Raw genomic sequence first — 24,594 nt, forward strand, 5'->3', positions numbered from 1 at the left:
ATGATTAAGTGATAGCATCTCATGAAATATCTATTCCCCTTTTCCTTATTCCCGTTGGCATTGAGCCTCTTTTCCTTAAACACGGTGGCTCAACCTATCATCAGGGATATTCAAACCTCTACCCCTGAACCTCGCATTCAAGAGGCACAAGCCCAACCAAGGGCAATCACCCCCTTAAAGGCGTCGCCAAAACCGCTTCGTTTTGCGGTGGCAGAATTACGTGAAAATAAAGCCTTAACCGAGCAAGTTTTACTCTTAGCCATTGAGCAAAAAAATCCCGTAGCCATTGAAAAAGCCGTGAATATCTACCGCACTTTTGCCGATCATGATCCCTTGTTGCTCTTATTTGCACAGGGACAATTCGCCAAGTTACAAGGCAAAACCGACCAAGCAGTCAAATATTATCGTGAACTCATCGCACTTGAGCCAGAATTAGATGCCGTGCGTCTTGAACTTGCCATGGCACTGTTTGAAGATCAGCAAAATGATGCCGCCAAAGCACAGTTTGAACAATTACGTAGCCGAACAGGCTTGCCTAACTCAATTAAACAACATATCCATGCCTATTTAGAGGCATTACAAAAACGTGAAGCATGGCAAATTAATGTATCTGCACATTATTTACGTGAAAAAAATGTGAACAATGCGTCAAACGCACCTTATATTGATAACACCGTCATTAAAGGGTTACAGAAAAATCCGAGTATGTTGCCGCAAAAAGCACATGGTATGAGTTATCAACTGGATATCAGCCGTCAAATCAATGTGAAACATCAGCATTATTTGCATATTGAAAACAATTTAAATGGCAAATGGTTTTGGGATAATCATCAATATGATGATATTTTTAACCGCACTTTAGTGGGCTATGCCTATAAAAATGCCTCACAAGAGTGGCAAGTGCTCCCGTTTTACCAACGCCAGTGGTATGGCAAACAACGTTATAATAAGTCCATGGGCTTACGTTTAGAACATCGCTATTGGCTCACCCCAAGCGTGCAGTTAACCTCTGTTTTGGAACAAGGGCATCATCGCTATCATGACAATCCTAGCCTCAATGGTAAAAACCAGTTGTTCTCCCAAACCTTATTTTGGCAACAACAGCCAACGCAATTTTTCCATATGGGAATCGATATTAACCGCACGAAAACCGCTGAAAAACAATACAGTAATCTGCAAAAAACCTTGCGGTTGGGTTGGGGACGAAGCTGGCAATGGGGCATTTCTTCACGCGTGAATGTGTCGATAAGCCAACGCCAATACCGTGATGAAGCCAAACTCAGTGGTTGGCTACCCCTTGGCAAGGTGCGTGAAGATAAGATTTATCAAGCCCAGTTAACCTTGTGGAAGCGAGATTGGTATTTGTGGCAAATCACCCCAAAACTACAACTAAGCTGGAAAACGCAACAAAGCAACATTCCAAGTTTGTATCAATATCAAGAAAAAAACGTGAATGTAATTTTCGAAAAACGCTTTTAACGCAAAAAAGACGTTTTCATCTCATCGGTGGGCATTTGCCCACCCCTTTTTCATCCACAAACATTTTTCAAAATCCACCGCACTTGACCTTTCTTCCTTTTTCCCCGCAAACCAAACACAATCCCCTACGAAAGTTTGATATTCATCAACGCAACCCTCTGCTCATCCAAATAAGCCTTGTCTTTTCCACATAAAACTGGCAAAATGCGCGACTTTTTCAAGCTAAATCAATTTAGCTTTTTATAAAATGTAGAAAATAGGAGTTTTTAATGAAACCAATAATCAATGTAGCCGTCGCCATTTTACTTTCTTTCGGTCTTGTTGCTTGCGGAAGTGGTGGCTCAGGCAATGGGAATCACACAACAGCGACAACGGCAAAGCACAGCAAAGACCCAAATCATATTGATTATATTGAGTTAAACAATACCGCAAGTAGCACAATTAACCTATCGGCACAACAAGAATATAAAGAAGAACTGCAGTATTCTTTTTTAACCGCAAATAAATTAAAAGACAAAGTATTGGTCTTAGGTCGTCCGAACAATCATGAGGATGAAACGCCTCTCGCTTACAAAGATGACTTAGCTCAGTTAGATGCAAAATATGAAGGTAGCGTACTCATTGCCTTAAACGAAGGTGGCGATTCACAAGTCGAAAAAAGAAAAGTGCAATTTAACGTAAAACAAAACAATATTTCTGGTCATTCAGTCAAATATAACGACATCAACGATGTGCAAGTCGTCTTTAAAGACACCCAAATTGGTACTGAATCAAGAGGGGAAGAGGACTACTTAGGCTTTATCGGAAAGGCTGAAGTGATGAAAGGGCAAAAAACCTTCTCTCACGCTGAATATTTTGGCTCATTTGCTGGTCCGCAAGCACAAGAAATTACAGGGGGATTTATTGATAAGATTCATGATGAACCAGACATGCAACCCAAAGTATCTGGTGGGTTTATTGCAACGCAAGTGGTTAAAGACACAACAACATCGCCACAACAATAAGAAAAATCCCAAACCATGCCCTCACCACGAGGGCATGATGACCAGCTAACAGGTGTTTATTTTCCTTGGTGATGATCATGTTATCGAAAATTTTTCAAAATCCACCGCACTTTAGGCTTGAAGCAAGCCCTATGATAAAAGGGAAAGCCGCTTAATGGTGAGTTAAGTATTCAATGCTCCCGTCTTGAACCTCACGAAAAACCCCTCTGCTTTTTAAGCTCGCCAGAATATCCTCAACCGCTTTGGAATCATTTCTTAAATTTAACTGGGATCGAATGTCATTTTTTAAACTGGCTAATTTTGCTGGGCGATTTTTTTTCCCTTTATTAAATAAGTAGGCACAATAACGCTCATAATACTCAGCGACGAAGGAGGTATGACAATAATCAATTTTATTATTGCTGATTGTCAGGATGTTTTCCTGCTGAAGTTTTGCTATCACCGCTCGCACTAAAGGGGTGACAGATGCCACACTTTGACTTTTTAAATCCGATTGTGAACGAATATGATTAAAAAGTTTTTCCGTTGTTCTCGGCAAATGTCTATTTTCCACTTTGGCGATAAATTGTTGATAAGCTGAAAAATACTTCTGCACTTTCTCTGCATCAATGCTTGCGGAAGGATTAGGCGTTGCCACCACAGGTGGTTTGGATTGTGGCACCGCTGGCTTGGATTGCGGTGCTGCTGGCTTGGATTGTGGTACCGCTGGCTTGGGTGGCTGATTTGCGACAATTGGATTTTTTGCCGTTTCGGTTTTATTTTCAGTATGACCGTTTTCCACAGCAATTAATTGGCAAGTGCGAGCATGCTGTTGATGGGTAATATAATCACAAACACCTTGATAACCTTTATCTTTTGAAATCACATGAAAGCTGATTTTTTTATCCAGTTCTTGATCTAATTTGCCAAGAAAAAAGACCAAATGAAAATCAAGATTATTTTTCGCCACCTCTTTCACGGTCACCAAACAAATTTCAATTTGATCATTAAATTTCTCAGAAAGGGAAATCGATTGCTGTTGTGCACCTAAAAATAAATACACTTTCTCATATTCATTGAGTCGAATATTATCTAACGAATGGATATTTTCATAATCAATAAAGGCATATTTCATTTAAACCATCCTTGTATCATTCACATGCTTTTAATAATTGTACAGAAATTAACTCCCCTTTCAAATAATCCTTGATGGATTCAATCACCAGCGGGCTGCGTTCACATTGCCCCTCTTGTTGAATATAGTCATAAAATTCCGCTAACGTGAGCCATAAACCACGTGTAATGTCGGGATCTTGAGGCTGAATGGGCAACCAATCATCCAGTTCCACGGCAAAGGTAAAACGCAGAAAATCGGTTTGAGTGCGAGGGGCGTGCCATTGGTAAATTTTAATCAGGTGTTGTATTTCAGCCCGAATGCCCGTTTCTTCAAAAAGCTCACGTTTCGCCCCTTCCAATAGGCTTTCGTTGGCTTCTAAATGCCCAGCGGGTTGGTTTAAGGTGAGTTTGCCGTGTTCAAATTCTTCCACAAATAAAAATTTTCCTTTGCAATGTACAACACAAGCGAGAGTCACGTTAGGTTTATGCATGGGTTATCCTTATTTTTTTAACTGTAATTGTTGATAAAGTGCGGTCAATTCTGCTTCAGAAAGCTGGCGATATTGCCCTTGTGGCAGATTATCCAAATTGAATAATGCCAGTTGATAACGAATTAAACGTAAGGTGGGAAAGCCAATATGTGCCGTCATGCGACGCACTTGGCGATTACGCCCTTCACAAATCTTAATTTCTAGCCAGCTAGTTGGAATCTGTTTGCGTTCACGAATGGGCGGATGACGTGCCCACAACCAATTTGGCTCAGAAACTAACCGCACTTTGGCGGGCAAGGTTTTGCCATCATTGAGCATCACACCTTGGCGTAATGCCGCTAAATCGGCGTCTTGTGGGATACCTTCCACTTGAGCAAAATAGGTTTTTTCGGTTTTGAATTTGGGTTCAGCTAAACGATGTTGAATTTCACCGTTATTGGTGAGCAACACCAAGCCTTCGCTATCTCGATCTAAACGCCCAGCAGGATAAACATTCGCCACAGGAATAAACTCTTTTAAAGTCGCTCGTCCGTTTTCATCGCTAAATTGGGTAAGTACATCATAAGGTTTGTTAAATAAAATCACTTTTGTTTCAGCAAAGCTGGTGATTTTTTTCTCACGAACACGAAAGGGATTGTTAGACCGAGAAGAATCTGAAAATTTTCTATTGGTTGCCGAGGAAAATGATTGCGTTTTTGGGCGAAATGGCGTGTGTTTTTTCATAGTTAAAAAAATGGGTTGAAAATGGGATCTAGATCTAAAAATAAAGAATTTTTTTAATAAATTTTAATAAATACTTGCGAAGTTGAACCAGTTCCAATAGTTTTGTAGGGATAATCTCATTTCATAACGTAGATTACCGTTGAACAACTATCCTACCACAGGCAAGAAAATAAGGAAGAAATGATATGCAATCAAAAGTCATTATCCCACAAGGTGAAAAAATTCAACTCGATGAAAAAGGGGCATTAATTGTGCCAGACAATCCCATCATTCCTTTTATTGAGGGCGATGGCATTGGCGTGGACGTTACGCCTGCCATGCGTACTGTCATTGATGCGGCTGTCGAAAAAGCCTATGCGGGCAAACGTAAAATTTCATGGATGGAAATCTATGCAGGTGGTAAAGCCAATGAGGTGTATGGTGAAAATACATGGTTGCCTGATGAAACCATGGCATTTATTCGTGATTATCATGTGGCGATTAAAGGCCCTTTAATGACCCCAGTGGGCGGGGGCATTCGTTCCCTTAATGTGGCAATGCGTCAAGGCTTAGATTTATATAATTGCTTACGCCCAATTCGTTATTATGAAGGCACACCGAGCCCCGTCAAACACCCTGAATTAGTGGATATGGTGATTTTCCGTGAAAACTCAGAAGATATTTATGCTGGGGTAGAATGGGTGGCAGGATCTGCTGAAGCCAATAAAGTGATTGCCTTTTTACAACAAGAAATGGGCGTGAAAAAAATCCGTTTCACTGAAGATTGCGGGATTGGGATCAAGCCTGTATCGAAGCAAGGTACACAGCGTTTAGTGCGTGCAGCGTTACAATATGTCATTGATAATGATCGCCAATCCCTCACCCTTGTGCATAAAGGCAATATCATGAAATTTACCGAAGGGGCATTCAAAGATTGGGGCTACCAAGTGGCTCAAGAATTTGGGGCAGAATTGCTCGACGGTGGTCCGTGGATGACCTTAAAAAACCCAAAAACAGGCAGAGAAATCCTCATTAAAGACAGCATTGCCGATGCTTTCTTGCAAGAAATTCTCCTTCACCCTACCGATTATGATGTAATTGCCACACTGAACCTAAACGGCGATTACATTTCCGATGCCTTAGCGGCACAAGTGGGCGGAATTGGGATTTCACCGGGTGCCAATATTGGTGCGGAAGCGGCAATTTTTGAAGCCACACATGGTACTGCCCCAAAAATTGCAGGGCAAGATAAAGGCAACCCAGGTTCATTGATTTTAAGTGGTGAAATGATGTTACGTCATTTAGGTTGGTTGGAAGCAGCGGATCTGGTGGTCAAAGCCGTCTCCAAAACTATTGCCGATAAAACGGTGACCTTTGATTTTGCAGAAATGCTTGAAGGGGCGACATTACGCTCCACCTCTGAATTTGCCAAAGATATTGTGGCGAATATGTAAACAGAATTCACACCAAAACAACCCCATGATTCTGCGGAATGATGGGGTTTTCTTCTTATCATGGAGCAAAAATTTTCGCCTATTTAACGGGAATAATTGCGGTATTTTTTCTCATTTCACGGTAAACTAAGCATTTTATGATTGACGGGCAGAAGAACGATGCGTTTATTTATTTTTTTATTAGTCGCGGTGTTATTGCTATTCCAATATGATTTTTGGTTTGGCAAGAATGGCTATTTGGACTACAAACAAACCGCACAGCAAATTGCTCAACATAAACAAGAAAATGAAAAACTGTCGCAACGTAACCAAGTGGTGGCAGCAGAGATTAAAGATCTCAAACAAGGGGTGGAAGCCATTGAAGAACGAGCAAGATTTCAGCATGACATGGTGAAGCCCGATGAAACCTTTTATCATATTGTCAAAGAGCATAAATAATGACTAGGCAAACTTCTAAGCCAACACGTCGTATTGTGGCGGTGGTACCTGCCGCAGGCATTGGTAGCCGTATGCAAGCAGATAAACCGAAACAATATTTGCAAATTCACGGCAAAACCATTTTAGAACATACGCTTTCGGTATTGTTAAGCTATCCGTTAATTGAAAAAATCATTTTAGCCGTCGCACCGAAAGATCCTTATATTGCCAGTTTATCTTTTCTCTCACACCCGAAAATTCAAGTGGTGGAGGGCGGTGAAAATCGTGCCGATTCTGTGCTTAACGGACTTCAAGCCATTAAAAGTGCGGTGCAAAACAAAAAAGAAACCTCACCAGAGGCACAACAACCTAGCAATTGTTGGGTGATGGTGCACGATGCCGCACGTCCTTGTTTAACCCATCACGATTTAGACAAATTGTTACAAATTGAAGATGACAATGGTGCCATTCTCGCCATTCCTGCCACAGACACGATAAAACGGACCTTGCACAATCAGCAAATTCACCAAACAGAAGATCGCTCGCAGTTATGGTTGGCTCAAACACCGCAATTTTTCCCTGTTCATCTTTTGGCTCAGGCGTTAGAAAATGCACTGGCACAAGGGTTACAGATTACCGATGAAGCCTCAGCAATGGAATTTGCGGGATTTCGACCGCACTTAGTGGCTGGACGGAGCGATAATATTAAAGTCACTCGCCCTGAAGATCTGGCATTAGCAGAATTTTATTTAAACAGAACAAAGTAGGAAAAATAATGATACGAATTGGTCATGGTTTTGATGTCCACGCCTTTGGTGGCGAAGGCCCTTTAATTATCGGCGGCGTAGCAATTCCTTATGAAAAAGGCTTGCTTGCCCATTCCGATGGCGATGTCGCATTACACGCCTTAACCGATGCCCTGTTAGGGGCAGTGGCGTTAGGGGATATTGGCAAGCTGTTCCCTGATACGGATATGCAATACAAAGGTGCCGACAGCCGAGGCTTATTGCGTGAGGCGTATAAACAAGTACAAGCCAAAGGCTACAAAGTCGGCAATGTGGATGTGACCATTATTGCACAAGCCCCGAAAATGCGTCCGCATATTGATGCCATGCGAAAAGCCATCGCTGAAGATTTACAGTGCGACATGGAACAAGTGAATGTGAAAGCCACCACCACCGAAAAACTGGGGTTCACAGGGCGTGGCGAAGGCATTGCCTGTGAAGCGGTGGCATTAGTGGTGAAAAACTAATGGAACTGGCTTACTTACAACACAATCCCCCTGCACAAACCGCACGTTTGAAAGCCGAATGTGCGGATTTTATTGTGAAAGAAAATCTTGGTTATGCCCTGTCTGGCGACGGGGAATTTGTTGTCGTCAAAGTGCGTAAAACAGACTGCAACACCTTGTTTGTGGGAGAAAAACTCGCTCAATTTGCAGGCATTTCTGATCGTCATATGGGCTATGCGGGCTTAAAAGATCGCAAAGCCGTGACGGAACAATGGTTTTGCTTACACATGCCAGGGCAACCGACCCCCGATTTTCAATCATTCCAGTTAGCGGGTGTAGAAATCCTTGATGTGACTCGCCATAACCGCAAAATTCGAACAGGCAGTCTTGATGGCAACCAATTTGAAATGCTATTGCGTGGTGCAAAAGAAACCGATGAGCTCAAAGAGCGGTTAGAAAATTTAAAGAAATTTGGCTTCCCAAACTATTTCACAGAACAGCGTTTTGGGCGAGATGGGCATAATCTCACTCAAGCTTTACGTTGGGCAAAGGGAGAGATTGCCATTAAAGATCGCAAAAAACGCAGTTTTTATCTTTCTGCCGCTCGCAGTGAAGTCTTTAATCTGGTGGTATCAGAACGTATTGCATTACTGCTTGCACAGCAGGTTTTGCGTGGTGATATTTTACAGTTACAAGGCTCACACAGTTGGTTCCAAGCAAATGAAAATGACGATCTGGCAGCCTTACAAACACGTTTAGAACAACAAGATATTCTACTGACCGCCCCTTTAATTGGTGAGCAAAATCCTTTTGCTAACGAGATGGAAAATCACGTAGTTGAACAGCACCAAACCTTGTTAGCCCTGATGGCGAAAGAACGCATGAAAGCGGCTCGCCGCCCAATGTTAATGCACGCCCAAGGCTTACAATGGGAATTTATCCCTGAGGGATTGAGACTCGCATTTTATTTGCCTGCGGGGAGCTATGCCACTGCCTTGGTGCGAGAATTGGTTAATGTGCAAGAAGAAACATATCAACCCAAGATTGAAAAGGTATGATGATGCAAACAGGGTTCAAAAGACTCTTGAGTATGACATTGCTCGTCAGTGCGATGAATGTCTTCGCCCAATTGGAAGCAGACCCTGTTTTTGAACAAGGTGCGGAAGCCTATAAACGGGGTGACCATACCACGGCATTTAAACTTTGGCTTTCCCGAGCAGAACAAGGGGATATGTCCGCCCAATTTAACGTGGGGCGAATGTACGACGAGGGGGACGGTGTTGAGCAAAATAAGCAACTGGCATTGAAGTGGTATCAAAAATCCGCTGAGCAACATCACCCTGATGCACAATATCATTTAGCCCTTATGTACAGTGAAGGCGACGGCGTTGCACAAGACTTTAAGCAAGCGTACAAATGGTATAGTCAATCTGCCTTACAGGGCGATGCGAGAGCCGTCTATAATTTAGGCACACTCTATGCCAATGGCGAAGGTGTCGAACGCAATTGGGAGCGTGCAAAAATGTATTTTAAACAGGCTTGCAATGCGGGTTTGAAAGAAGGTTGTGATTGGGAATAAAACGTTTCTAAAAAGCACCGCACTTTTAAACCAACACGTCCACAAAAGATAGCCAAGAAACAACAAAACAAAACAACGAAACCAAACACAGAATAAGGATAACACCATGAAGATTCTTCTCAGCAACGACGATGGGATTCACGCTGAAGGTATTCAAACGCTCGCACGTGAATTACGTAAATTTGCTGATGTCACACTGGTTGCACCCGATCGCAATCGTAGTGCTGCCTCAAGCTCTTTAACGTTAGTCGAACCTTTACGCCCTTTACGCTTACCCAATGGGGATTATAGCTTAAATGGCACCCCCGCAGACTGCGTATATTTGGCATTAAATGGCTTTTTATCTGGTCAAGTGGATCTTGTGGTGTCGGGCATTAATGCAGGCGTTAATTTAGGGGATGATGTGATTTATTCAGGCACCGTTGCCGCTGCCTTAGAAGGCCGTTATTTGGGATTACCCGCAATTGCAGTCTCACTAGATGGACGCCAACATTATGAAACGGCTGCTCGAGTTGTCTGCGATCTCATTCCGAAATTACACGGACAGATCCTAAAACGCCGTGAAATTCTCAATATCAATGTGCCTGATATTCCTTATGAGGAAATTAAAGGCATTAAAATTTGCCATTTAGGCTATCGAGCGGCGGCGGCTGAGGTGATTAAGCAACAAGATCCGCGAGGTGAAGCCATTTATTGGGTCGGCTCCGTAGGTTTAGCCGAATACGAACAAGAAGGCACGGATTTCCATGCAGTGAAACAGGGTTATGTGTCCATCACCCCTATTCAAGCGGATATGACCGCTTATCATTCATTGCAATCTTTACAAGATTGGTTAGAAAGTGAATAATTCATTTTTTGATTGTTGATTTAGGAAGGTATCTGTTGAAAATTTTTGGCACGATGTACGACAAAACGATGGCATGGTCAACACATCGTTATGCATCTTTTTTCTTGTCGTTAACCAGTTTCATCGAGGCGATATTTTTTCCCATTCCGCCTGATGTGATGTTGATCCCCATGTCCATGTCTAAGCCACAAAGTGCGGTACGTTTTGCTTTATATACCACGATTGCCTCCGTGTTAGGGGGAATTGTGGGTTATGCATTGGGGTATTTTGCACTTGATTGGGTACAGCATTATGTCCAACAATTTGGTTATCAACATCATTGGGATACTGCCATTTCTTGGTTTGAACGTTGGGGGATCATCGTGGTCTTTTTAGCAGGTTTCTCACCAATCCCTTACAAAGTTTTCACCATTTGTGCAGGGGTGATGCAAATGGCATTTTTCCCTTTTGTCGTCACCGCATTTGTTTCCCGTGCAGCCCGCTTTTTATTAGTAGCAAAATTAGCCGCATGGGGAGGCGAGAAATTTGCTGCCAAATTACGCCGTTCCATTGAGCTGATCGGCTGGGCGGTGGTGGCACTTGCCGTCATCGTATATTTTATTTTGCGATAATTTAAGGTTAAAAATGAATAAATTGTTTTTATTATTGTCTATGGTGTTAGTGCTAGGGGCATGTAGCTCGCCAAGTGAACAAGATGAAAATGCATTAGCCCCTGGAATTATGGAACCTGTGGCAGGAACTGGTGCTCAAGAAGGCGGTAGCTGGTTACCTGAAATTCAAAACATGAACAAGCATTAAAATAAAGAGGAATTTCATCAATGAGAAAATCGTTTTTACTGTTACCTATTAGTGTCGCATTGCTCTCAGCGTGTAGCAGTGATACACCCGCACCAGTCGAAAGCGTGGATGGCACGCTCACCCCAGGCATTATGCAACCTGTTGACCCTGCCAATGGTGGGGCGTGGGAACCACAAATTCAACAACAAGGAAGCATGCCAACAGGGATGAACCAACCCACCTATCAGCCACCTGCACCTAAACCGGTGAGTACGCCAACAAGTTTGCCAACCGCCGCCCCTACAGTGGCAATGCATTCAGAGAATTTTGAGATTCCTCGCCTCCCTGTCACCAATCAACCCGATTACAGTAAAATTGTAAAAGGTTCTTATCGTGGCGAAACCTATAAAGTCCGCAAAGGCGACAGCATGTATTTAATCGCCTATATTTCTGGCTTAACCGTGCCTGAATTGGCGGCATTAAATCATATGTCTGAGCCTTACACGTTAAGCACAGGGCAAGTATTACGTGTGTCGAATGGGAAAAATGTATACTCCCCCAGTGCAGTAGCACCCGCCACATCCGCAGGTGCGACAAGCAAAGGTGAAACCTCACAACAGTTCGAGATCCCTCGCCACCCAACAACCAATACGCCAGATTACAGCAAAATCAATAAAGGGTTTTATAAAGGGAAAACCTACGATGTGCGTAAAGGCGATACCATGTATTTAATTGCCTATATTTCAGGTTTAGATGTAAAAGAGTTGGCGGCATTAAATAATATGTCAGAACCTTATCGTCTGACGGTTGGGCAAACCTTGCGTGTTTCCAGTGCTCAACCTACACCAGCCCCTGCTGTGACCGCCCAACCAGTGCCTCAGCCAATTGCAAAACCGGCAGAACCTGAAGTCACTTATACACCGGGACCAAATGGCACACAATATGGGTCTGATGGTTCAGTCATTGGGCCAATTAAATCTGGCGTGGGTGCAGTGTCGAGCTCAACACCAAGTGTACCTGTCACACAGCCTATTACCCATACGCCAATCCCTGTACCGAGTCATGACACCAAGCAAGTGTTCTCGAATATTGCATGGCAATGGCCAACCAAAGGCAATATTACACAAGGTTTCTCTAATGCCGATGGCGGAAATAAAGGGATTGATGTAGCAGGATCACGGGGTCAAGCGGTGAATGCCGCAGCCGCAGGACGTGTAGTTTATGCAGGCAATGCATTACGAGGCTATGGCAATTTAATCATTATTAAACATAATGATGATTATTTAAGTGCTTACGCACACAACGAAAGCATTTTAGTCAAAGATCAGCAAGAAGTGAGTGCGGGACAACAAATTGCCAAAATGGGTAGCTCTGGCACAAACAGTGTCAAACTACACTTTGAAATTCGCTATAAAGGCAAGTCCGTCGACCCAATCCGTTACTTGCCTAAACGCTAATAAACGGTCAAAAAACTGCACTGAAATCACGGTGCAGTTTTTTTATTGTCTAAAATATCAACAATCGGCATAAAAAAGAGCTAATATCTTAAAAAATAAAGCATTTTTGCCTATTTCTGCTCTATACATAACCACCTCCCACTGCTAAGCTAATATTTATACCAGTTACCATCAGTCTTTAGTGGGGTTTTATGCTTACTCAATCACAACATTCTCTCAAAAAAACCTTCTGTCTAAGCGTCTTAGCACATTGCCTTGCACTTTGTTATTCGCCTACGGTTTCCGCTTCCATTGTGCGAGGCGATGTAGATTATCAATATTTTCGTGACTTTGCTGAAAATAAAGGTGTGTTTTCTCTCGGTGCCAGCAATGTGCCGATTGTGGACAAAAACGGTAACGCACTAGGCGTCATGCTCAATAATATCCCCATGATTGATTTTTCCTCCGTGAGCCGACAGTTTGGCATTGCCACCTTAATCGCACCACAATATATTACCAGCGTTCAACATAATGAAACTTATCCTGCGGTGTCCTTTGGTGCAGAAGGCAATATACCCGATGCCCATCATTTTCATTATTTCCTCACCAACCGCAACGATTATCCCGATCCCCCGACCAAGCAATTCCCCCTCGCTAAAGAAGATTTTCATGTTCCACGCCTCCATAAATTAGTCACCGAAGTGGCGCCAGCCACAGTTTCTCAACTCGGGAGCGATCCAGCCGCTTATCAAAATGGGCGTTTTAGTGCCTTTGTCCGTATTGGTTCTGGGCGACAAGCCACAGAACAAGCTAAAAAAGGCAGAACCGAACTTTCTGAAGGTTATGAATATTTAACCGCTGGGGCGGCACTCAATATTGCAAGCAATGAAAAATACCGTCTGCATGCGAAAGGGAGCTTATTTACAGGTGATTACGGTCCTTTGATTACCTACGGTGCACTGGGCGATAGTGGCTCACCTCTTTTCGGCTATGACAGCAAAGCCAAACGTTGGGTCTTGGTTGGGGTGTTAGAACTATGGTGGGGAGAAGATGCAAAACATAATCGCTATACTATTCCACATCAGGGTTTCATTCAGCATACCAAACGAAAAGATATTGCAGGTAGCATCAAAAATGCCGTGCTAGACAGCACCTTTATGTGGGAAGCACAAGGCAAAACCAGCTACATGAAAAGTGAAAAGCAAACCCTTAAGGTGGATTTAAAAAATGAAGCACTCACCGCACAAGATACCCTCGCCCAACGTCCTTCTTTAGCCCATGGTAAGCACGTGCATTTTGAAGGGAAAAAAGGCACATTGGTGTTAAAAAACAATATTGATCAAGGTGCGGGTGCCCTTTACTTTCACACTCACTTTGTGGTGAAGCCGTTAGATCAACAAACCTATTTAGGCGGTGGTGTCTTTGTTTCAAAAAATAAAACCGTTGAATGGCAAGTGGCAAACCCTAAAGGCGATCGCTTATCTAAGCTAGGTAAAGGTACCTTACTCGTCAACGGCAAAGGGGTTAACCATGGGGATTTAAGTGTCGGTGATGGCGTGGTGATTTTGGATCAAAAGGCGGATAAAAACGGTGCAAAACAAGCCTTTAATCAAGTTGGGATCACCAGTGGCAGACCTACATTGATTCTCAACAGTGCAGACCAAACACCTTTAGATAACCTGTATTTTGGTTATCGAGGCGGACGGCTTGACGTGAATGGCTTAGCACTTCGCTTTAACTATATTCAAAATGCCGATGACGGAGCACGTATTGTGAATCATCATCCCCAAAAACGTGCCGACCTTACCATCAAAGGCTATGCCCCATTCAGTGAAAAAGATATCCGCTGGCAAGTCCCAGGGCGAGGCTACAATACCGATTTAGCCGCCTTGTATGAAGACAAAGATCCCCAAACGGGTCGTGTGCGTGGTTACTTTATTTTAACGGGAAATAATCCTTCGCAACCGTTCCCAACCCATCAACAACATAATGAAAACTGGCAATTCATCAGTCAAAATAAAGCCCAAGCCATACAATTTGTGATCAATCGCAATCATCAAGCCAGACAACGGGCGACCTTCAGTGGCTATTTCGGTGAAACCGATCCTGCTCGCCACAATGGAGCCATGTCTATCACCTATCATCCAACCCTCAAACAGGCTACATGGTTGCTTTCTGGTGGCATGAAACTCAATGGAGATTTCAATATTCACGACGGTGTCGTCATGCTGTCTGGGCGTCCAACCCCACATGCGATGAACATGCAAACGAAAAAAGAAGTGGTGCTTGAGCATGACTGGCTTAATCGTTTGTTCCAAGCCACCTCTTTTAATGTTAAAAACCATGCCAAACTCTATGTAGGGCGTAATGTCGAGCAAGTAAAAGGCAACTTTAACGCCGAAAATCAAGCAGAATTACATTTAGGCTTCAAACAGCGTGATCCTATTTGTCAGCGTTCGGATTATACGGGCTTAACCCATTGCCACCAAAACACCTTGCAACATCGCAACTTCATGGCACTGCCGAAAACACACATTCAAGGCAATATCCAATTACAAGATCAGGCGAAATTACACTTAGGATTCGCACGCCTTGAAGGCACCATTGAAGGGGGGAAATCCACTTCCGTTTCCATGACTTCTCGTGCTCGTTGGACCTTAACAGGTGACAGCCACATTGGTCATTTACATATGATGAAATTGCCAGAAGAAAGCAGCACAATTTACCTAAGCCGTGCTGGAGAACGATTTAATACATTGCATATTAATGGGGATTTAACGGGAAATGGGCTTTTTGTGTTCCGCCTCGATCTTGACAAAGCCACAGGTGATAACGTGGTGGTAGAAGGGGATATACAAGGTAAATATGCCATTAACGTCTTTACTAATCGCAACAGCACCCCGAAAACGGTCTTTTTCGCAAGAAGTGAAGCACATGCCGCCTTACCGAGCTTGAAAGAACGCTTTACCTTATTAAAAGCCAAACACCAACGTAGCCAAGCCACCTTTGATACTCACCTCGTTGATCTTGGTGCTTATCGGTACACCTTCCGTGAGGAATATCAAAATAATCAATTCGCTTTACGACTCAGTAGCCCAGCGTTAGATGCCAAAATTGCGGAAGAAGAACGTATCACCTTGGAAAAACAACAAGCCGATCAAGACACCGCACAAGCACTGGCACGGGCAAAAGCTGAAGAAGCCAAAGCAAAATCACTTGCCCAATTGGTCGATCAAAAAACCTATACTAGCCAAGTGACCAATACCGCACTTTCCTTGCTGTCTGCCCATGCGAACATTGCACGACAAGTGGGACAAAATTTAGATCGTCAACACCTTGCAAAATATGACTCACCGTTTCAGGTTTGGACAAACCATGAAGTGCAAAAAACCCATAATTCATCGGAAAACTACCGCACTTATCAACAAACCAATCAGTTAACCCAAATTGGTGTTGATGGTACCTTCACGGAGCAAGGAGATATTCGACTCGGTGCCGTACTGAGTGCAACACAAGCACAAAGCCGTTTTGACGATGAGATCACCAATAAAACCCGTTGGCTACAAGGCTCAGCGTATCTGAAAAAAGTCTTTGAGTCAGGGCTGTTTGCGGCGGTGGATGCCAGCGTTGCTCAAAGTCATGATCACCTCTCTCAACATGCTGGATTATCCTCCATCAAACAAGGGCTATATGCGGCAGGATTATCCATTGGTTATCATAAAGCATGGGGCAATGTGGAGATCAATCCAATGCTCACCGCTCGCTACCACCATTTCAGTGATCAAGCGTATATGCTCAATGAATTATCTGTGCAAACACAGGCGATGAGCTTCCTCTCTTATCAAGCGGGGCTGAAGCTTGCAAAAACCTTTGATTTAGGCACATGGTCACTGATTGCCAGTGCAACCACTTATTACAGCGATGCTTCACAAAAACAATTTGCTGTAAGTGTGGATAATGAAATGTTTAAGCAACAATTTGGTCGCTATTTGATGCAAGAAATTGGCTTAACCGCCAAACTGAAAAAATGGCAACTTAATACCAATTTGGGACTCTCAAGGGGGAATCAAATCCGTAGACAACACAGTGCCAATATGCAGTTAAGTTACCACTGGTAAAGGGGGAAGTCGAAAAAATTTAGCCCTCGTAAAGAGGGCTAAATTCAATAAGCAGATTATACTTCCAACCAGAAGGTTACTGGGCCATCATTGGTCAAACTCACTTGCATATCTGCCGCAAATTGACCGCGAAAAGTCGGTATTTTTGCACCGCACTTTTCTACTACATAATCGTATAACGCCTCTGCTTGCTCAGGGTTCGCCCCACGAGAAAAGCTCGGGCGAAGCCCTTTTTGCGTATCCGCCGCCAATGTAAATTGCGACACCACCAACAGCTGTCCATTGACTTGTTGAACATTCAAATTCATTTTGCCCGCCTCATCGCTAAACACCCGATAATTAAGCACTTTCTCAATCAAACGGTCGGCTTTGGTGTGATCATCGTCTTTTTGCACCCCAAGTAACACCAACAACCCTTGTCCGATTTCACCGACAATCTGATTCTCCACTTCAACTTTCGCTTGGCTAACACGTTGAATTAAGGCAATCATTCTGCTTTCTCCAATACCGCTTTTCTTTGTGCAATTTCAGCTTTGAGTGCTTGTTCGGTTTGCTCGATTTTTTGTTGTAAAGCAGGTTCGTTTACATCGGCTTCAATCAAGGCATCAACACTGATTTTACCTTGCTGACATAACTTGTAATCAGCCAAAACCGAAGCCAATTGTGCCCCAATTAAAATCACCACCCAACTTAACTGAATCCACAATAGCATAATCGGTAACGTAGCCATGGCACCATAAATCAATTGGTAGGATGGAAATGTCGTCACATACCAAAGGAACGCTTGTTTACCCAATGTAAAAAACACTGCAGCCACTAACGCCCCAATCGCAGAATGCATAATTTTGACTTTTTTATTTGGCACAACCGTATAAATCAACGTGAAGATTAACCAAGTTAAAAAGAACGGAACCACACTCAATATTTTAAACCCGAAAGGCAAGGAAATATTTTCATTTAACATGGCTGCAATGTACGAACTTACCCCAATACTTGCCCCAATTAATAAAGGGCCTAAGGTCAAAATCAGCCAATAAATGGCAAATGAAAACACCACTGGGCGAATAGTGGAATCATGCCAAATAGAATTTAGGGTGCGATCAATAGAGTTAATCAGCATTAATGCCACCACCACTAAACTTATTACGCCTACCGCACTCATTTGTTTTGAGTTACTCACAAACTCATCAATGTATTGCCCCACCATATCGCTCGCTTGGGGAGCAAAGTTATTGAAAATAAACCCTTTTAACTCCCCTGTGACTTCATTAAACACAGGAAAGGCAGAAAAAATTGAAAATACCACCATCACTAAAGGGACAAGGGCAAGCATGGTGCTATAAGTCAAATAACCTGCGGCTTGGCTTAATTTATTTTGCTGGAAACGAAGCCAAAATAATTTCAAAAAAACGAGCGTATTGTTTAAAACGCTATTCACAGTAAACCTCCACAACAATGTTTAAATTTTTTCATTGAACCACAAACACAAGGTGCTTTCATCTTCGGCAATGCCACCGTGGGATCAACAAAATACCAACGTTGTGCAATATTAACAAACAATGACATTTCGTGATGCACTTGTGTCTGTGCTTGTTGACCAAAAAACGCCTTAAATTCCACTTGGCTATGCGTATGAGACAGTGGAACATATTGCACAATCTCCAACCCCAACCACGTGGTGTTATCCGCCCAAGCTTGCAATTCCTCCACGGGCAATAAGGCTTGCTGGCTAGGCACTGTGGTTTGCACAATGTAATCTATTTTTTTCAAGACATACGCCGCATAACGTGAACGCATCAACAACATCGCATTTTCAGGAAACTGCTGCTGTTGATGATAAGGCTGACAACAGGTTTGATAAGGTTGCCCTGACTGGCAGGGACAAAGTGCGGTGAATTTTTCGGTGATTTTCACAATATTTTTACTCATAAGGCTGAACAGATTTTTCGTTAAACAAAGGATTTCCCCTCATTCCACCTCAAAGGCGAGGTAGCAAGCTCATCCCATAGTGAATCAAACTAATGGCAATCGCCCACATAATCACCCCAATGCACAAATCTAAAATCCGCCATGTAACGGGACGTTGGAAGAATCGGCTTAATAACCCTGCTCCATAGCCTAAGCTAAAAAACCAAAGGGCAGACATCAGCAATGCCCCCACCAGAAAAAGCAATTTCTCATTAAACGCTAACGTGCCTGCAATACCGCCTAAAATCACCACCGTATCCAAATACACATGCGGATTTAATAACGTGATCAACAACGTTGCCACCACCGCATGACGAGTGGTTTGAAGGCTGGCGGTTTGTGCCATCAACTGTAACGAGGCATTGCCTTGATAAGCCGACAAAAATGCCTTTAACCCATAAAGCAATAAAAAACCACCACCCAAAAACGCCAACGCCACCGTGGCAACAGGACTTTGGCTGATTAAAGATCCTAATCCAAGCACCCCTAAAGAAATTAAGACGATATCACACATAAAACAGGTTAAAATCACCGCCAAAATATTTTGTTTAAGCAACCCCTGCTTCAACACAAAAGCATTTTGTGCACCAATGGCAATAATTAAACCAGAGGTCACCAAAAAGCCTTGTAAGAGGTATTCCATAAAGAATTTCCTTAATAATTCAACCATAAAGTAGTACACTAAACGCAATATTTTCTCTTTGCAAGTGTTTAATTTAACAACTTGTTTACCTGTGAGGCCACGATGAAACCCTATTTAATCGCTCCTTCGATTTTGTCTGCGGATTTAGCCCGTTTAGGTGAAGATGTTGAAAACGTCTTAGCCTGCGGTGCCGATGTGATTCATTTTGATGTGATGGATAATCATTATGTCCCCAACTTAACCTTTGGCCCTGCAATCTGCAAAGCCTTGCGAGATTATGGCATTACCGCACCTATTGATGTGCACCTCATGGTAAAACCTGTCGATCGCATTATTCCCGATTTTGCTAAAGCAGGGGCAAACTACATTACCTTCCACCCTGAAGCCTCCGAACATATTGATCGCTCGCTCCAACTGATTCGAGATTGTGGCTGCAAATCGGGTTTAGTGTTTAATCCTGCCACACCATTAAGCTATTTAGATTATGTGATGGACAAAGTGGATGTGATTTTATTAATGTCAGTCAATCCAGGGTTTGGGGGACAATCTTTTATTCCAAACACGCTTCACAAATTGCGTGAAGCCCGTCGACGTATCGACGAAAGCGGGTTAGATATTCGTTTAGAAGTCGATGGTGGGGTGAAAGTCAACAACATTGCCGACATTGCCAAAGCAGGGGCAGATATGTTTGTCGCAGGTTCAGCGATTTTTGATCAACCAGATTACCAAGCAGTGATCAATGCGATGCGTCAGGAATTGGCGACCGTCTCATCACGCACCTAATCAACACTGAGGGATAACATGACACAATTTAAACTTATTGGCTTTGACCTTGATGGTACCTTAGTCAACAGCCTGCCAGATTTGGCACTTTCCGTAAATTCCGCATTAGCCGAATTTGATTTACCACAAGCACCTGAAGCCCTAGTCGTGACATGGATTGGGAACGGGGCAGATGTTTTGCTTAACCGTGCATTAGAGTGGGCAAAAGAACAAACCGGCAAACAACTTAATGAAGAGCAAGTGAATCAGCTAAGACAGCGTTTTGGTCACTATTATGGTGAAAACCTGTGTAACTTAAGCCGCCTATACCCGAACGTCAAAACCACCCTAGAACAATTAAAAGCACAAGGCTACTTGCTTGCGGTGATCACCAACAAACCGACCAAACACGTACAACCTGTGCTACACGCCTTTGGCATCGATCACCTATTTAGTGAACTGTTAGGCGGACAATCCTTACCAGCCATTAAACCCCACCCAGGGCCACTTTATTATTTATGTGGCAAATTTGGTTTATATCCAAAACAAATCCTCTTTGTCGGCGACTCAAAAAATGATATTTTAGCCGCTCACGCTGCGGGCTGTGCCGTGGCAGGCCTCACTTACGGCTATAACTATAACATCCCGATTGCAGAATCCAAGCCAGATTGGGTCATTGATGATTTTGCACAGATTTTGACGATTTTGAAATAAGGAACAACAATGACAAAACCCGTTGTATTAAGTGGCGTACAGCCTTCAGGAGAACTGACCATCGGCAACTACCTCGGTGCATTACGCCAATGGGTAAAAATGCAAGAGGATTATGAATGCTTATTCTGCATTGTGGATTTACATGCCATTACCGTACGTCAAGATCCCGAAAGTTTACGCAAAGCCACATTAGATGTACTCGCCTTATATCTCGCTTGCGGCATTGACCCAGAAAAAAGCACCATTTTTATTCAATCCCACGTGCCAGAACACACCCAACTGGCTTGGGTGCTTAACTGCTACACCTATTTTGGCGAAATGGGACGTATGACCCAATTTAAAGACAAATCTGCACGCCATGCCGAAAATATCAACGTGGGACTATTCACTTACCCCGTCCTCATGGCGGCAGATATTTTGTTATATCAAGCCAACCAAGTGCCCGTAGGGGAAGATCAAAAACAACATTTAGAAATTACCCGTGATATTGCCAACCGCTTTAATGCCTTATATGGCGACTTATTTGCCGTGCCTGAACCTTTCATTCCTAAAGCAGGGGCACGTGTGATGTCATTACTTGAGCCTGACAAAAAAATGTCGAAATCAGACGAAAACCGCAACAACGTGATCGGCTTATTAGAAGATCCTAAAGCCGTAGCGAAAAAAATCAAACGTGCCGTCACCGATTCCGATGAACCCCCTGTCGTTCGTTATGATGTGAAAAACAAAGCTGGCGTATCTAACTTGTTGGATATTCTCTCTGGGGTAACAGGCAAATCCATTGCAGAATTAGAAGCGGAATTTGAAGGGAAAATGTATGGTCATTTAAAAGGTGCCGTTGCAGAAGAAGTGTCTGCCATGTTGACCACCTTACAAGAACGCTTCCACCACTTCCGCAGTAATGAAGCCTTATTGAATAATATCGCTCGAGAAGGGGCTGAAAAAGCACGTCAACGTGCAAAAGCCACATTAGATGCGGTTTACCAAGCGGTCGGCTTTGTTGCCTAATTTCATCAAAAAGCTCGTCTAAAACAGACCGCACTTTTCGCCCAAAAAAGTGCGGTTATTTTTACCGCACTTTTGTTTCTCATCGCCTTATATCTGTCAAAAAACGAAAAGCATTATAGTAAGCAAATCTTATGGTTTTACCTCGCCTCGTTTACCCCCAAACATTTCATAAGTGTCATGTCTTTCCTGTCTAGGTTGCTCAATAGGTTTTGCAGGCTCGTTAGGCTGTGGTATTGAAGCATGCGGTGCTTCAGGTTCCGTAGATACACCTTCTCCAGGTTCCTCCACAGAAGAGCCAGGTATAAATGCCGCAGACTTTCCAATATAGCCTACGACTTCTTCTGCATTCGGCCCAACAAATACCCCTGCATATCCCATTTTTCTTGCGTTATATGTTGCATCACCCACAAATCCTGTTTTACCCTCGCCACTAAAGAATACTGCTTTTCCCAATTGAATATCTGCCAACGTTTTGCCCGTATTCATTTTACGCTCATACACTTTACCCGATGCCACCTTCTCCGAAAAATCCACATCTAAGCGCAAGCGTCCTGCTGTTGCCACCCCCGCAGAATAGCCTTCATAAACGGCGGTTCCTTTGTCTGGCAACTGATTATTAGCCGTAGGCAAGACCATCTCTACGGAGTCTACCCCCCCGTCATTAACACTTTGCGGTGGAAGTATAAAGCCATCCTCATCGACTTTAACATTGCCCACTAATATCCATCCCCATGTAGAATAAGGCAAATTGATCACTTTCAGTTTACTCGGTTCACCGTCTGAGTGAGGAAGCTCTACAGGCTTTACACCTTCAGGCAAGTCCGCAAGCGAGAGGTTTTGCTCTTCCTCCCCATTGTGGATTTTAATTATTTTAAGATTCTTGACCATCTCAACATACTTTGGATCAACCTCATCCATCGCTTTTTTATTTGGATTTGGGATAAACTCATAACCCTTATTATTCGGGTTATCACCCGCTTTTTTCTTCCACCAAGCAGCACTATTGCCATCACTACTACCACATGCACTTAATACCATCGCCATCAATACCACTAATAAGGACTTTTTCATATTTCCTCCAATATTGTGAAAATTTTCTATACGACCTCAATTAACTCGACCAAAATAGACCAACTTTTCAGCCTTGACCTAATAATACTGTATTTATCGATCAAAAAACAATCATATTAACATAGTAAAATGTGTGTATTTTATCTCCAAAAATCCTAAACCCATGAATTCAAAACAAATAAACTATTCTCTTTTTGCATAAAAAGACAAAAAAAAAGATCATGAAAAGATATAAAAACTCAACATCAAGACAATAAAAAAGCACCATTTAGGTGCTTTTGGATTATGTAACTACTACACTTTTAACCGTTCAATTAGATCATTAGGCGAAATGTAACCAATAGTTTGTCCTATTTTTATCTTCCCTAGTAACTTTAAGTTTAGCAGAGTGTTTAAATCTGCTCTTGCGGTATTCTCAGAAACACCATATTCATTGCTGACCTCTTTAGCCGTAAAGATATGTCCTGTTTCTTTTACTGCCTTTTGTAATATTTGTATCTGTCTATGGTTAAGATTCTCTTTTTTAGTATAACTGGAAATGATAGCAGTAAACGCCTTAAACCGACTTTGTTTATCATTGATATATCTATCTAGGTCATCAATAGCACGCTTAATAATGTCTGCTTGATAATACAAAAAATAAGTCATATCTAAATCATCAGTTTCTGTATAAATATACGCTCTCGCATACGAAGTAGACGCATTTTTAAGCAACCGACTAATTGAAATATATTCAAACAGCCAATAACCACTCTTTAGCATAAACCAATAAAATAAAGCTCTTGCAGTTCTTCCGTTACCATCACCAAAAGGATGAATATAACCAATAAGAAAATGGAGAATAATTGCCTTTACCACAGGGTGAATAAATAATGTGTTCTCACCATTATGATTTTGGTTCGCAAAATCACAAAAATCTGTCATTAATTTGATTAAATCTTTGTGGGAAGGTGGTTGGTGAACCTTATTTCCATCATAGTCAGCAATATAAATTTCATCATCTTGTCTAAACTCGCCTGCAACTGCGTTATTTTCAATCGCATTATGCGTTGCTGTACAATGAAGCTTTAAAATCATTTCTATTGAAAGCGGTTCATTTTTTAACTTGGTCGCTTGTTGCATTAAGCGATAGTTATTTAAGATCATCATTTCATCTTTAGTTTTGGGTGCTCTTTCTGTTTCAAGCATTTCTTTCGCGACTTTTCGTGTTGTTACAGCTCCCTCAAGCTGTGCTGATGTAATCGCCTCTTCCATAATTAATGATTTCAATAAAAAATGATTTTGCTCGGGCTTACTTAACCCCGTTAAATTATCCGTACCGACACTTCCACCACTATTCTTATCAATGTAATGTAACAATGATTGTAACGAGCTGGGAACGCAGAAAGAAAATCTAATCTCACCAATATCGATATAAGTCATTAAAGAACGTCTACTCATCTTTGTGAAAAGCCAATGTAACTCAGACTTTTTAGGGTAAACACGCTTAAATTTATCCCAGTGCAAATACCGCCCTTTATCATTCGTCACATTGACTTTTGCCAACACCAAGATATCTTCAATACTCGTATCTTTTAGCAATTCCATTAGTTCGCTTAATGGTTTAGGTTTTGATATTCTCATGGCTATTAACTCAATTTTTGAAATTTGAGTTAGTTAACCACTTTTTAAATTTTTTGTAAAGACTATAAATATGTCATGTATTCTGTCCATCAGCATTCTTTATTAACCTATAAAAATAAGCGTTCTATACGAAAATTAGCCTTTGAAAGAAGACTGTTAAGCCACAACCTTAAGG

General features: G+C 42.4%; 25 protein-coding genes. 16 read left to right on the forward strand and 9 right to left on the reverse strand.

The window, feature by feature from the left end; genetic code table 11:
- Positions 1-21: 21 nt before the first annotated feature.
- Positions 22-1,479: a surface lipoprotein assembly modifier gene (locus ACPEEM_RS09385; protein ID WP_424406800.1), complete on the forward strand. Its 1,458-nt coding sequence runs from the start codon at positions 22-24 to the stop codon at positions 1,477-1,479.
- A 269-nt stretch (positions 1,480-1,748) separates the two neighbouring features.
- Positions 1,749-2,483: a hypothetical protein gene (locus ACPEEM_RS09390; RefSeq protein WP_424406802.1), complete on the forward strand. Its 735-nt coding sequence runs from the start codon at positions 1,749-1,751 to the stop codon at positions 2,481-2,483.
- Between the two features lie 151 nt (positions 2,484-2,634).
- On the opposite strand, the gene ACPEEM_RS09395 is transcribed toward ACPEEM_RS09390, so the two are convergent.
- The 3 genes from ACPEEM_RS09395 to rluE are packed head-to-tail and all read right to left on the reverse strand — an operon-like array spanning position 2,635 to position 4,792.
- Positions 2,635-3,597: a PIN domain-containing protein gene (locus tag ACPEEM_RS09395; protein ID WP_424406804.1), complete on the reverse strand. Its 963-nt coding sequence runs from the start codon at positions 3,595-3,597 to the stop codon at positions 2,635-2,637.
- Between the two features lie 16 nt (positions 3,598-3,613).
- A complete protein-coding gene (locus tag ACPEEM_RS09400) occupies positions 3,614-4,069 on the reverse strand; it encodes an NUDIX hydrolase (RefSeq protein ID WP_424401887.1) in 456 nt (151 codons plus the stop codon).
- A 9-nt stretch (positions 4,070-4,078) separates the two neighbouring features.
- Complete coding sequence (gene rluE, locus ACPEEM_RS09405) at positions 4,079-4,792, reverse strand: 23S rRNA pseudouridine(2457) synthase RluE (RefSeq protein ID WP_424406806.1); 714 nt, start codon at positions 4,790-4,792, stop codon at positions 4,079-4,081.
- A gap of 185 nt (positions 4,793-4,977) precedes the next feature.
- On the opposite strand from rluE, the gene icd reads away from it, so the two are divergent.
- From icd to ACPEEM_RS09460, 11 genes are all read left to right on the forward strand, one after another.
- Positions 4,978-6,225 (forward strand): NADP-dependent isocitrate dehydrogenase, encoded by a 1,248-nt coding sequence (gene icd / locus ACPEEM_RS09410; RefSeq protein ID WP_424401889.1) that lies wholly within the window; start codon positions 4,978-4,980, stop codon positions 6,223-6,225.
- Positions 6,226-6,384: 159 nt separating this feature from the next.
- A complete protein-coding gene (ftsB, locus tag ACPEEM_RS09415) occupies positions 6,385-6,663 on the forward strand; it encodes a cell division protein FtsB (protein ID WP_424401890.1) in 279 nt (92 codons plus the stop codon).
- Positions 6,663-7,409, forward strand: coding sequence for a 2-C-methyl-D-erythritol 4-phosphate cytidylyltransferase (ispD, locus tag ACPEEM_RS09420; RefSeq protein ID WP_424406808.1), 747 nt, complete (start codon positions 6,663-6,665; stop codon positions 7,407-7,409). Before ftsB ends, ispD begins: the two co-directional genes overlap by 1 nt.
- 8 nt (positions 7,410-7,417) lie before the next feature.
- The gene (gene ispF / locus ACPEEM_RS09425) at positions 7,418-7,894 is read left to right on the forward strand and encodes a 2-C-methyl-D-erythritol 2,4-cyclodiphosphate synthase (protein ID WP_424401892.1); all 477 of its coding nucleotides are present in this window, start codon (positions 7,418-7,420) and stop codon (positions 7,892-7,894) included.
- A complete protein-coding gene (gene truD, locus ACPEEM_RS09430) occupies positions 7,894-8,931 on the forward strand; it encodes a tRNA pseudouridine(13) synthase TruD (protein ID WP_424406810.1) in 1,038 nt (345 codons plus the stop codon). The genes ispF and truD overlap by 1 nt, the downstream gene beginning before the upstream one ends.
- 2 nt (positions 8,932-8,933) lie before the next feature.
- Positions 8,934-9,452 (forward strand): tetratricopeptide repeat protein, encoded by a 519-nt coding sequence (locus ACPEEM_RS09435; RefSeq protein ID WP_424406154.1) that lies wholly within the window; start codon positions 8,934-8,936, stop codon positions 9,450-9,452.
- A gap of 106 nt (positions 9,453-9,558) precedes the next feature.
- Positions 9,559-10,299, forward strand: a complete 741-nt coding sequence (gene surE, locus ACPEEM_RS09440; protein WP_424401894.1) for a 5'/3'-nucleotidase SurE — start codon at positions 9,559-9,561, stop codon at positions 10,297-10,299.
- Between the two features lie 35 nt (positions 10,300-10,334).
- The gene (locus ACPEEM_RS09445; RefSeq protein ID WP_424401895.1) at positions 10,335-10,910 is read left to right on the forward strand and encodes a YqaA family protein; all 576 of its coding nucleotides are present in this window, start codon (positions 10,335-10,337) and stop codon (positions 10,908-10,910) included.
- A 13-nt stretch (positions 10,911-10,923) separates the two neighbouring features.
- On the forward strand, positions 10,924-11,097 hold the full coding sequence (locus tag ACPEEM_RS09450; protein WP_424401896.1) for a hypothetical protein: 174 nt from the start codon (positions 10,924-10,926) through the stop codon (positions 11,095-11,097).
- A gap of 20 nt (positions 11,098-11,117) precedes the next feature.
- The gene (gene nlpD, locus ACPEEM_RS09455) at positions 11,118-12,533 is read left to right on the forward strand and encodes a murein hydrolase activator NlpD (protein ID WP_424406812.1); all 1,416 of its coding nucleotides are present in this window, start codon (positions 11,118-11,120) and stop codon (positions 12,531-12,533) included.
- 191 nt (positions 12,534-12,724) lie between these two features.
- Complete coding sequence (locus ACPEEM_RS09460) at positions 12,725-16,630, forward strand: S6 family peptidase (RefSeq protein WP_424406814.1); 3,906 nt, start codon at positions 12,725-12,727, stop codon at positions 16,628-16,630.
- Positions 16,631-16,686: 56 nt separating this feature from the next.
- On the opposite strand, the gene dtd is transcribed toward ACPEEM_RS09460, so the two are convergent.
- The 4 genes from dtd to ACPEEM_RS09480 form a co-directional block, all read right to left on the reverse strand.
- A complete protein-coding gene (gene dtd / locus ACPEEM_RS09465) occupies positions 16,687-17,121 on the reverse strand; it encodes a D-aminoacyl-tRNA deacylase (protein ID WP_424401899.1) in 435 nt (144 codons plus the stop codon).
- Positions 17,118-18,068, reverse strand: coding sequence for a virulence factor BrkB family protein (locus ACPEEM_RS09470; protein ID WP_424401900.1), 951 nt, complete (start codon positions 18,066-18,068; stop codon positions 17,118-17,120). Before ACPEEM_RS09470 ends, dtd begins: the two co-directional genes overlap by 4 nt.
- Positions 18,065-18,538: a YchJ family protein gene (locus tag ACPEEM_RS09475; RefSeq protein WP_424404105.1), complete on the reverse strand. Its 474-nt coding sequence runs from the start codon at positions 18,536-18,538 to the stop codon at positions 18,065-18,067. Before ACPEEM_RS09475 ends, ACPEEM_RS09470 begins: the two co-directional genes overlap by 4 nt.
- A gap of 70 nt (positions 18,539-18,608) precedes the next feature.
- Positions 18,609-19,241, reverse strand: coding sequence for a LysE/ArgO family amino acid transporter (locus tag ACPEEM_RS09480; protein ID WP_424406816.1), 633 nt, complete (start codon positions 19,239-19,241; stop codon positions 18,609-18,611).
- 102 nt (positions 19,242-19,343) lie between these two features.
- On the opposite strand from ACPEEM_RS09480, the gene rpe reads away from it, so the two are divergent.
- The 3 genes from rpe to trpS are packed head-to-tail and all read left to right on the forward strand — an operon-like array spanning position 19,344 to position 21,725.
- Positions 19,344-20,024 (forward strand): ribulose-phosphate 3-epimerase, encoded by a 681-nt coding sequence (gene rpe / locus ACPEEM_RS09485; RefSeq protein ID WP_424401902.1) that lies wholly within the window; start codon positions 19,344-19,346, stop codon positions 20,022-20,024.
- An 18-nt stretch (positions 20,025-20,042) separates the two neighbouring features.
- Complete coding sequence (locus ACPEEM_RS09490; RefSeq protein WP_424401903.1) at positions 20,043-20,717, forward strand: phosphoglycolate phosphatase; 675 nt, start codon at positions 20,043-20,045, stop codon at positions 20,715-20,717.
- A gap of 9 nt (positions 20,718-20,726) precedes the next feature.
- Positions 20,727-21,725, forward strand: a complete 999-nt coding sequence (trpS, locus tag ACPEEM_RS09495) for a tryptophan--tRNA ligase (RefSeq protein WP_424406818.1) — start codon at positions 20,727-20,729, stop codon at positions 21,723-21,725.
- Positions 21,726-21,854: 129 nt separating this feature from the next.
- Here trpS and ACPEEM_RS09500 read toward each other — a convergent pair whose 3' ends face one another.
- Positions 21,855-22,796 (reverse strand): factor H binding protein domain-containing protein, encoded by a 942-nt coding sequence (locus ACPEEM_RS09500; RefSeq protein ID WP_424406820.1) that lies wholly within the window; start codon positions 22,794-22,796, stop codon positions 21,855-21,857.
- Positions 22,797-23,090: 294 nt separating this feature from the next.
- The gene (locus ACPEEM_RS09505; protein ID WP_424406822.1) at positions 23,091-24,419 is read right to left on the reverse strand and encodes a Fic family protein; all 1,329 of its coding nucleotides are present in this window, start codon (positions 24,417-24,419) and stop codon (positions 23,091-23,093) included.
- Positions 24,420-24,594 lie beyond the last annotated feature (175 nt).

The sequence above is a fragment of the Pasteurella pantherarum genome, from assembly GCF_049670885.1.
In the GTDB taxonomy this organism is placed as follows: domain Bacteria; phylum Pseudomonadota; class Gammaproteobacteria; order Enterobacterales; family Pasteurellaceae; genus Pasteurella.

What these genes read in the sequence shown, in the direction of transcription:
- ACPEEM_RS09385 (WP_424406800.1), top strand. Translation starts at nt 22, where the DNA reads ATGAAATATCTATTCCCCTTTTCCTTATTCCCGTTGGCATTGAGCCTC.
- ACPEEM_RS09480 (WP_424406816.1), bottom strand. Translation starts at nt 19,241, where the DNA reads ATGGAATACCTCTTACAAGGCTTTTTGGTGACCTCTGGTTTAATTATT.
- surE (WP_424401894.1), top strand. Translation starts at nt 9,559, where the DNA reads ATGAAGATTCTTCTCAGCAACGACGATGGGATTCACGCTGAAGGTATT.
- dtd (WP_424401899.1), bottom strand. Translation starts at nt 17,121, where the DNA reads ATGATTGCCTTAATTCAACGTGTTAGCCAAGCGAAAGTTGAAGTGGAG.
- truD (WP_424406810.1), top strand. Translation starts at nt 7,894, where the DNA reads ATGGAACTGGCTTACTTACAACACAATCCCCCTGCACAAACCGCACGT.
- nlpD (WP_424406812.1), top strand. Translation starts at nt 11,118, where the DNA reads ATGAGAAAATCGTTTTTACTGTTACCTATTAGTGTCGCATTGCTCTCA.
- ACPEEM_RS09460 (WP_424406814.1), top strand. Translation starts at nt 12,725, where the DNA reads ATGCTTACTCAATCACAACATTCTCTCAAAAAAACCTTCTGTCTAAGC.
- ftsB (WP_424401890.1), top strand. Translation starts at nt 6,385, where the DNA reads ATGCGTTTATTTATTTTTTTATTAGTCGCGGTGTTATTGCTATTCCAA.
- ACPEEM_RS09490 (WP_424401903.1), top strand. Translation starts at nt 20,043, where the DNA reads ATGACACAATTTAAACTTATTGGCTTTGACCTTGATGGTACCTTAGTC.
- icd (WP_424401889.1), top strand. Translation starts at nt 4,978, where the DNA reads ATGCAATCAAAAGTCATTATCCCACAAGGTGAAAAAATTCAACTCGAT.
- rpe (WP_424401902.1), top strand. Translation starts at nt 19,344, where the DNA reads ATGAAACCCTATTTAATCGCTCCTTCGATTTTGTCTGCGGATTTAGCC.
- ispD (WP_424406808.1), top strand. Translation starts at nt 6,663, where the DNA reads ATGACTAGGCAAACTTCTAAGCCAACACGTCGTATTGTGGCGGTGGTA.
- ACPEEM_RS09500 (WP_424406820.1), bottom strand. Translation starts at nt 22,796, where the DNA reads ATGAAAAAGTCCTTATTAGTGGTATTGATGGCGATGGTATTAAGTGCA.
- ACPEEM_RS09400 (WP_424401887.1), bottom strand. Translation starts at nt 4,069, where the DNA reads ATGCATAAACCTAACGTGACTCTCGCTTGTGTTGTACATTGCAAAGGA.
- ACPEEM_RS09435 (WP_424406154.1), top strand. Translation starts at nt 8,934, where the DNA reads ATGCAAACAGGGTTCAAAAGACTCTTGAGTATGACATTGCTCGTCAGT.
- ACPEEM_RS09390 (WP_424406802.1), top strand. Translation starts at nt 1,749, where the DNA reads ATGAAACCAATAATCAATGTAGCCGTCGCCATTTTACTTTCTTTCGGT.
- ACPEEM_RS09505 (WP_424406822.1), bottom strand. Translation starts at nt 24,419, where the DNA reads ATGAGAATATCAAAACCTAAACCATTAAGCGAACTAATGGAATTGCTA.
- rluE (WP_424406806.1), bottom strand. Translation starts at nt 4,792, where the DNA reads ATGAAAAAACACACGCCATTTCGCCCAAAAACGCAATCATTTTCCTCG.
- trpS (WP_424406818.1), top strand. Translation starts at nt 20,727, where the DNA reads ATGACAAAACCCGTTGTATTAAGTGGCGTACAGCCTTCAGGAGAACTG.
- ACPEEM_RS09450 (WP_424401896.1), top strand. Translation starts at nt 10,924, where the DNA reads ATGAATAAATTGTTTTTATTATTGTCTATGGTGTTAGTGCTAGGGGCA.
- ACPEEM_RS09395 (WP_424406804.1), bottom strand. Translation starts at nt 3,597, where the DNA reads ATGAAATATGCCTTTATTGATTATGAAAATATCCATTCGTTAGATAAT.
- ispF (WP_424401892.1), top strand. Translation starts at nt 7,418, where the DNA reads ATGATACGAATTGGTCATGGTTTTGATGTCCACGCCTTTGGTGGCGAA.